This is a genomic window from Streptomyces sp. NPDC057136, from assembly GCF_042670885.1.
Taxonomy (GTDB): domain Bacteria; phylum Actinomycetota; class Actinomycetes; order Streptomycetales; family Streptomycetaceae; genus Streptomyces.
Map to the genome: position 1 here is coordinate 1 of NZ_JBHUUV010000082.1, position 8,561 is coordinate 8,561.

Sequence of the window (8,561 nt, forward strand, 5' to 3'; positions counted from 1 at the left end):
ACGGCGAATGGGAAGTTGGATCGTTCGGTGTTGCCGGAGCCGGAGGGTGTGCGGCAGGCGTTGGAGGGGTTTGTGGCTCCTTCGGGGGCCACGGAGGAGCTTCTGGCTGGGATCTGGGGTGGGGTTCTGGGTGTGGAGCGGGTGGGTGCCACGGACAGCTTCTTCGAGCTGGGTGGGCATTCACTTCTGGCGACGCAGGTGATCTCCCGTATCCGCGAAGTGTTCGGAGTGGACGTGCCCGTAGCGGCCATGTTCGATCACCCGGCGGTTCGTGACCTGGCAGTAGTGGTCGAGGGGTCGGCGCGCGGATCGCTGGTGCAGCCGGTGAGCGCAGTCGGCCGGGACGAGCCGTTGCCGTTGTCGTTCGCGCAGCAGCGCATGTGGTTCCTGGACCAACTCGAGCCTGGCTCGACCGAGTACAACCTGCCGCTGCCCATCCGGTTGGACGGCGATCTGGACGTAGCCGCACTGGGTGCGGCGCTGGATGCGATGGTGGCGCGGCACGAGGTGTTGCGGACCAGGCTGGTTGCGGGCCCTGACGGTGTACCTCACCAGGTGATCGATCCGGCGGAACGCTTCCCTCTCGCGATCGTGGATGTGTCCGGAGGATTTGAACCTGCGGAATCTGTACGGGAGTTGATGCGCGCCGACGCAATGACGCCGTTCGATCTGACGAGCGGATCACTGATTCGCGCCACTCTGATCCGGGTGGCAGAGGGCGAACACGTACTGGCGCTCCTGGTGCACCACGTGATCTTCGACGAGTGGTCGGATCACGTCTTCCAGCGCGAGCTTTCGGCCCTCTACGAGTCGTTCCGCGCCGGCGAGCCGAACCCGCTGCCCCCGCTCACCATGCAGTACGCCGACTTCGCCGTCTGGCAACGCGAATGGCTCACCGGTGACGTAATTGATGGACAACTGTCTTACTGGCAAAACAAGTTGATCGCCACGCCGGTGCTTGACCTGCCTACCGACCGGCCGCGTCCCGCTGTCCGTTCTGCTGCAGGGGCGGTACAGCGCTTCACTGTTCCGCCGCGGATAGCAGGGGCACTGCGGGAGCTGTCGCAGGAAAGCGGTGCGTCGATGTTCATGACGCTGCTTGCGGCCTTCGACGTCCTGTTGAAGCGCTATGCGGATTCGGATGACGTGGTGGTGGGCACACCGGTGGCGAACCGGAGCGGTGCCGAGGCAGAAGGCCTGATCGGGCTCTTCGTGAATACGTTGGTGCTTCGTACCGACCTGTCGGGGGACCCGTCGTTCCGCGAGCTGCTGGCGCGCGTGCGGGAGACGGCGCTTGGTGCGTATGCGCACCAGGACCTGCCGTTCGAGCAGCTGGTGGACGACCTCGTCACCGAGCGGGACCGGTCCCGGACCCCTCTGTTCCAGGTCCTTTTCAGCTATGTCGTCGACAGCGGCGCGTACACGAACCCGGGCGCGCTGCCGGCGAAGTTCGACCTGTCGGTCCGGGTCAAGGGCAGCGGCGACATCCTGTCGGGGGAGATCGAGTACAGCACCGCGCTGTTCGACGCGGCGACGATGGAGCGTCTGGCGGGTCATTTGGTGACGTTGCTGGAGGCCGTCGCGATGGACCCGGGCCAGCGGGTGGGTGAGCTGGCGGTTCTTTCGGCGGGTGAGCGTGAGCTGGTGGTGGGGGAGTGGAATGCCTCCTCGGTGCCGTTGCCGTCGGTGGGTGGGGTGCATGAGCTGATTGCGGGGTGTGCTGCTGCTTCACCGGATGCGGTGGCGGTGGTGTCGGGCGACGAGTCGCTGACTTATGGCGGGTTGATGGCGCGGGCGAATCGGCTTGCGCGTTACCTCCGTGGGGTTGGTGTGGGTGCGGAGTCGGTGGTGGGTCTGTGTCTGCCGCGTGGGGTGGGCATGGTTGTGGCGGTGTTGGCGGTGTGGCAGGCGGGTGGTGCGTATCTGCCGCTGGATCCGGAGTATCCGGCGGATCGGTTGGAGTTCATGCTTGCCGATGCGGGTGTGCAGGTGGTGGTGGGTGAGCGGTCGCTGGTTGACGGTCTGCGGGTGGAGCATGTTGTGGGGCTGGACGATCCGGCCGTTGTGGGTGCGCTGAGGGAGTTGCCGACGGCGGCCCTTGAAATGCCGGTGGACGCCGATCAGCTGGCGTACGTGATCTACACATCCGGGTCGACGGGTCGACCGAAGGGCGTGCAGGTCGCGCACCGTGGTGTGGTGGGCATGGTGTCGGCCTTGGGTCCGGTGCTGGGTGCGGGTCCGGGTGTGCGGGTGTTGCAGTTCGCGTCGTTCAGTTTCGATGCGGCCGTGCTGGATGTGGCAGTGACGTTGGCGTCGGGTGGTGTGCTGGTGGTGGCGACGTCCGCGGAGCGGACGGAGTCGGCGGAGTTGACTGCCTTGATCCGTGCCGGTGGTGTGGGGGCGGCGAGTGTGGTGCCGTCCCTGTTGGGTGTTCTGGATCCGGAGGACGTGCCTGGTATCGGGACGTTGTTGTTGGGTGCGGAGCGCCTGACGGAGCCGGTGGCTCGCGCTTGGGCGGCCGGCCGTCGGCTGGTGAACACCTACGGCCCGACCGAGGCGACAGTCATGGTGACCACCGGTGTGGTGGAACCAGAGCACTTGACCGGTGCGCCCGCGATCGGATCGCCGGTGGGAAACGCCAAGGTGTATGTGCTGGACGGGTCGATGAGGCCCGTTGCGGTGGGCATCCCGGGCGAGGTGTATATCGCGGGCCCGCAGGTGGCCCGGGGGTATCGGGGCCGGCCTGCGCTGACGGGTGAGCGGTTCGTGGCGGACCCGTTCGCGGCTGATGGCACGCGGATGTATCGGTCCGGCGACCGGGCGCGTTGGCTGGCAGACGGGCAGCTCGACTTCGTGGGTCGTGCGGATGGCCAGGTCAAGGTGCGGGGCTTCCGGATCGAGCCGGGGGAGGTCGAAGCTGTCCTGGCCGAGCACCCGCGGATCCGTACTGCTGTGGTGGCGGCCTTCGGGGATGTCGAGGACCGCAGGCTGGTGGCCTACCTCGTATCTGCCGATCAGGCGGACGGCATTCCGTCCATCGCCGAGATACGGGAGTTCGCGGGCGGAAGGTTGCCCGCGTTCATGATCCCGGCCCTCTTCGTGTCACTCGACGCCCTGCCGCTGACTCCTAACGGCAAGCTCGATCGTTCCGCGCTGCCCGCGCCGGACGGCGAACGGCCGGAGCTGGATGCATTCGTGCCCGCGGGTACCGCGACCGAGGAGCTGGTGGCGGGCATCTGGGCTCAGCTTTTGGGTGTGGAGCGGGTCGGCGTCACGGACAACTTCTTCGAATTGGGCGGGCATTCCCTGCTCGCTACCCGCGTCAGGTCCCGCGTCCGGGAGCTGATCGGGGCGGAGCTCCCGCTGCACGTGCTCTTCGACCGGCCGACCGTGCGCGGTCTGGCCGTCGCTGTGGAGCGCGCCGGGCGGGCGAGCGCGGTACCACCGGTGGTGGCCGTGGACCGGGATCAGCCACTGCCGCTGTCGTTCGCGCAGCAACGGCTCTGGTTCCTGGACCAGTTGGAGCAAGGGGCCGCGGAGTACAACGTCGCCCTGCCGGTGTGGCTGCGCGGAGAGAAGCCCGATGTGGGCGCGCTCACCGCTGCTCTGGGCGCCGTCGTGACGCGGCACGAGGTGCTGCGCACCCGGCTCGTCGCGGGTGCGGACGGCGTCCCGTACCAGGTGATCGACCAGCCGCCGGAGGCGTTCCCGCTGGTGCTCGTCGATGTGTCCGCGGAGCGTGATCCGGTGGCATCCGCCCGCGGGCTGGTCGCCGCGGACGCGGCGCTGCCCTTCGATCTGGCGGCCGATTCGCTGATCCGCGCCTCGCTGATCCGGGTGGCTCCCGACGAGCACGTTCTGGCGCTGTCAGTGCACCACGTGGTCTTCGACGAGTGGTCGGACCAGATCTTCCGGCGTGAGCTTGCGGCCCTTTACGAGGCATTCCGCGAGGGTGAGCCGAACCCGCTCCCGCCGCTGGCCGTGCAGTACGCGGACTTCGCCGCCTGGCAGCGGCAGTGGCTGTCCGGGGACGTAATTGAAGGACAACTCGCTTACTGGAAGCAGCACTTGGCGGGAGCTCCGACCCTTGAGCTGCCCACCGACCGGCCCCGGCCGCCCGTGCGGTCCACCGAGGGTGCGGCAATCAGATTCACCGTTCCCGCACGGACGGCGGACGCTCTGCGTGCCTTTTCACGCGAGCGTGGCGTGACGATGTTCATGACGCTTCTTGGGGCCTTTGACGTAGTGCTCGGCCGGTATGCGGGCTCGGACGACGTGGTGGTGGGTACGCCGGTCGCCAACCGGAACCTGGCCGAGACGGAGGATTTGATCGGGTTCTTCGTCAATACACTGGTCATGCGCACCGATCTGTCCGGCGACCCGTCCTTCGCCGAACTCGTCGGCCGTGTGCGGGAGACCTCTCTGGCGGCCTTCGCTCACGAGGACCTGCCGTTCGAGCAGCTCGTCGACGACCTGGTCGGCGACCGTGACCGGTCCCGCACCCCGCTGTTCCAGGTCATGTTCACCTACGCAACCCGGGAGACCGGCGCTGTCGCCGGTTCCGGTGACCTCTTCGGCGCGGACGCGCTCGCGACGGACTTCCTCGTGGACAGTCTGCCGGCGAAGTACGACCTGCTGGTGACGCTGGGCGACACCGACACCGACGCCGTCAGCGGCGCCGCTTCCGACACTGGTGATCTGATCGGCGAGATCCAGTACGCCACCGCTCTCTTCGACGCTTCCACGGTCGAGCGGATGATCGGGCACCTGGTCGGCCTGCTGGAGACGGTGGCCGCGGACAACACGCGACCGCTGTCGCAGGTGGCTCTGCTGTCGGCAGCCGAACGGGATCGTTTGGTGGCGGAGTGGAACGACACCGCGACGCTGCCGCCCGTCGCCGGTGGCGTGCACGGCTTGATCGCGGAGAAGGCTGCGGAGGCTCCCGACGCGGTGGCCCTCATCAGTGGTGAACAGCAGCTGAGCTATGCAGAGTTGATGGCGCGCGCCAACCGTCTCGCTCACCAGTTGCGGGACGCGGGGGTGGATTCGGAGACGGTCGTCGGGCTATGCCTGGACCGCGGTGTCGACATGGTCACGGCCATGCTGGCCGTGTGGCAGGCCGGCGGCGGGTACCTCTCGCTGGACCCCGGCCACCCGTCCGAGCGGCTCGCCTTCATGCTTGCCGACAGCCGCGCGAAGGTGGTGGTGACTCAGCAGCACCATGTCGGCACGCTGACCGACGTACTGGCCGACACCCAGGTCACCCCCCTGCTGGTCCTCGACGCCCCCAAGACGGTCACCGCGATCAGCGAGCGCCCCGCCACCGCACCGGTCGTCGTCACCGAGCCCGGACAGATCGCCTACGTGATCTACACGTCGGGCTCGACCGGCCGCCCCAAGGGCGTCCATGTGCCGCACGCGAACGTTCAGAACCTGTTCGCGGCCGTGGACAGCACAGGGACGTTCGACCTCGGGCCCGATGACGTGTGGAGTGTGATCCACTCCTCCGCGTTCGACTTCTCCGTCTGGGAGATCTGGGGCGCGTTGACGCACGGCGCCCGGTGCGTCGTCGTACCGACGCAGACCGTACGGCAGCCGTGGCTGCTCCGCGACGTCCTGGCCGCCGAGGGCGTGACCGTCCTGAGCGCCACACCGGAACTTTTCCGCCAGCTGGCGGAGGTCGACGGACCGGGCCGCGCGCCCGCGGACCTGCGGTTCGTCGTCTTCGGCGGCGACGCGCTGCAGCGCGTGCACGTGGAGCGGTGGGCCGACGCGTGGGGACTTGACACCCCGGTCCTGGTCAACATGTACGGCATTACGGAGACGACGGTCCACGTCACCCACCACCGGATCGATGCCACTGACGTGGAAGCCGACCTGAAGCTGCCGGTCGGCAGCGCGCTCCCCGGGTGGCGGGCCCTCGTACTGGACGAGCACCTGATGCCCGTGCCGACGGGTGTGCCGGGCGAGTTGTACATCGGCGGCGCCGGTGTTGCCCGCGGCTACGGAGGGCGGCCCGCGCTGACGGCCGAGCGGTTCGTGGCCGACCCGTTCGCCGGGGACGGCTCCCGGCTGTACCGCTCGGGCGACCGGGCCCGCCTCCTGCCCAGCGGGGTCCTGGAGTATCTGGGCCGGGCCGACAAGCAGATCAAGGTACGTGGGTTCCGCGTCGAGCCGGGGGAGATCGAGGCCCTGCTGGCCGCCCACCCGGCGGTGCTGTCCGCCGTGGTGACGGCCTCCGGCGACGGTGCGGACAGACGCCTGGTGGCCTACCTGGTCCCGGCCGACCACACCGAGGGTGTTCCGGACACGGGCGAGCTGCGCGCATACCTGCACCGCGACCTGCCGGACTTCATGGTGCCGGCCGCCTTCGTCGAGCTCGCGGCGCTGCCCCTGACCGCGAACGGAAAGCTGGACCGGGCGGCACTGCCGCAGCCGGCACCAGCACTCACCACCCCCGACGGCTTCGTCGCACCGGTCGGCGCGACGGAAGAACTGCTCGCGGGTATCTGGGCCGAGGTCCTCGGCGTGGACCAGGTCGGCGCCGACGACAACTTCTTCGAGGTGGGCGGGCACTCGCTGCTCGCCACCCAGGTGGTCTCCCGCATCCGGGAGGCATTCACGGCCGAGGTACCCCTCTCCGCCCTGTTCGACCAGCCCACGGTCCGTGAGCTGGCCCCCCTCCTGGAGAACTCGGGCACCAGCACCGTCGTACCCCCGGTGACGCCGGTCGACCGGGACCAGCCGTTGCCGTTGTCGTTCGCGCAGCAGCGCCTGTGGTTCCTGGACCAGCTCGCGCCCGGTGCGGTGGAGTACGCCCTGCTGTCCCCCGTGGAATGGAACGGGCCCTTGGACGTGGCGGCGCTGGGTGCGGCGTTGGGTGGTGTGGTGGCGCGGCACGAGGTGCTGCGGACGCGTCTGGTGGCGGGTGCGGATGGTGTGCCGCATCAGGTGATCGACGAGCCGGCGGCGTTCCCGCTGCCGGTGGTCGACGTGTCGTCCGAGGCAGACCCGAGGGCGACGGCGCGGGCCCGGGCGGCGGCGGATGCGGTAGTGCCGTTCGACCTGGCGGCGGGGCCCCTGGTGCGGGCGACGCTGTTCCGACTGGGAGCGGAGGAGCACGTTCTGGCACTGGCGATCCACCACGTGGTGTTCGACGAGTGGTCGGACCGCATCTTCCACCGCGAGCTGATTGCTCTGTACGAGGCGTTCCGTGCGGGTGAGGCGAACCCGCTGCCGCCGCTCGATGTGCAGTACGCGGACTTCGCGGTGTGGCAGCGGAAGTGGTTGGACGGGGACCTGCTCGACCGTCAACTCAGCTACTGGTCCGACCAGTTGGAGGGCGTCCCCACGCTGGATCTGCCGACCGACCGGCCTCGCCCGCCGGTCCGCTCCTCGGTCGGCGCGGTGGTCAGGTTCGACATTCCGCAGGAGACGGTTGAGTCGCTCCGTGGGTTGTCGCGTGAGTGTGGTGTGTCGATGTTCATGACGTTGTTGTCGGCGTATGTGGTGTTGCTGGGTCGGTATGCGGGTTCGGATGATGTGGTGGTGGGCACGCCGGTGGCGAACCGGAACCGTGCGGAGACGGAGGACCTGATCGGGTTCTTCGTGAATACGTTGGTGATGCGTGCGGACTTGTCGGGTGATCCGTCGTTCCGTGAGGTGTTGGGGCGGGTGCGGGAGACGGCGCTGGGTGCGTATGGGCATCAGGATGTGCCGTTCGAGCAGGTCGTGGAAGCGTTGGTGTCGGAGCGGGACCGCTCTCGTACCCCGTTGTTCCAGGCGCTGTTCAACTATGACTTCGTTGAGGGTGGCAGTGGCGAGGGTGGCAGTGGCGAGGGCGGCAGCGATGGTGGGGATGGCGTGGCCGGCTCGGTGGGCCGGTCGGTGGATCGTAGTGGGGGTGCTTCGGAGAGGGTTGTTGCGAAGTTTGATTTGCGTTTGGTGTTGAGTGATGGTGGTGGGGGGTTGGGTGCGGAGTTTGAGTACAGCACTGCGTTGTTTGATGCGGTGACGGTGGAGCGTTTGGGTGGGCATTTGGTCACGTTGTTGTCGGCGGTGGCTGCGGATGCTGATCAGCGGGTTGCTGTGGTGCCGGTGTTGTCTGCTGGTGAGCGTGAGTTGGTGGTGCGGGGTTGGAATGACGCTGTGGTGCGGGTTCCTGATGTGGGTGGGGTGCTTGAGCTGGTTGCTGAGCGGGCGGTTGCGGGCCCGGATGTGGTGGCGGTGGTGGCGGGTGATGAGTGGTTGACGTATGGGGGGTTGATGGCGCGGGCGAATCGGCTTGCGCATTATCTGCGTGGGGTGGGTGTGGGTGCGGAGTCGGTGGTGGGTCTGTGTCTGCCGCGTGGGGTGGAGATGGTGGTTGCGGTGTTGGCGGTGTGGGGTGCGGGTGGTGCGTATTTGCCGTTGGATCCGGAGTATCCGGCGGATCGGCTGGCGTTCATGTTGGCGGACAGTCGGGCTTCGGTGCTGGTGGGTACTGAGGAGTTGGTGGATGAGTTGCCGGTGGGGCGGCTGCGGACGGTGGTTGTGGATGATCCGGCTGTTGTGGGTGCTTT

1 protein-coding gene is annotated in these 8,561 nt (G+C 68.1%); it reads left to right on the forward strand.

All coding sequences use genetic code 11. From position 1 onward, the window contains the following. Positions 1-72: 72 nt before the first annotated feature. Positions 73-8,561 (forward strand): amino acid adenylation domain-containing protein (locus ACFT7S_RS38430; protein WP_382741149.1); only part of this gene is annotated, 8,489 nt, incomplete at its 3' end.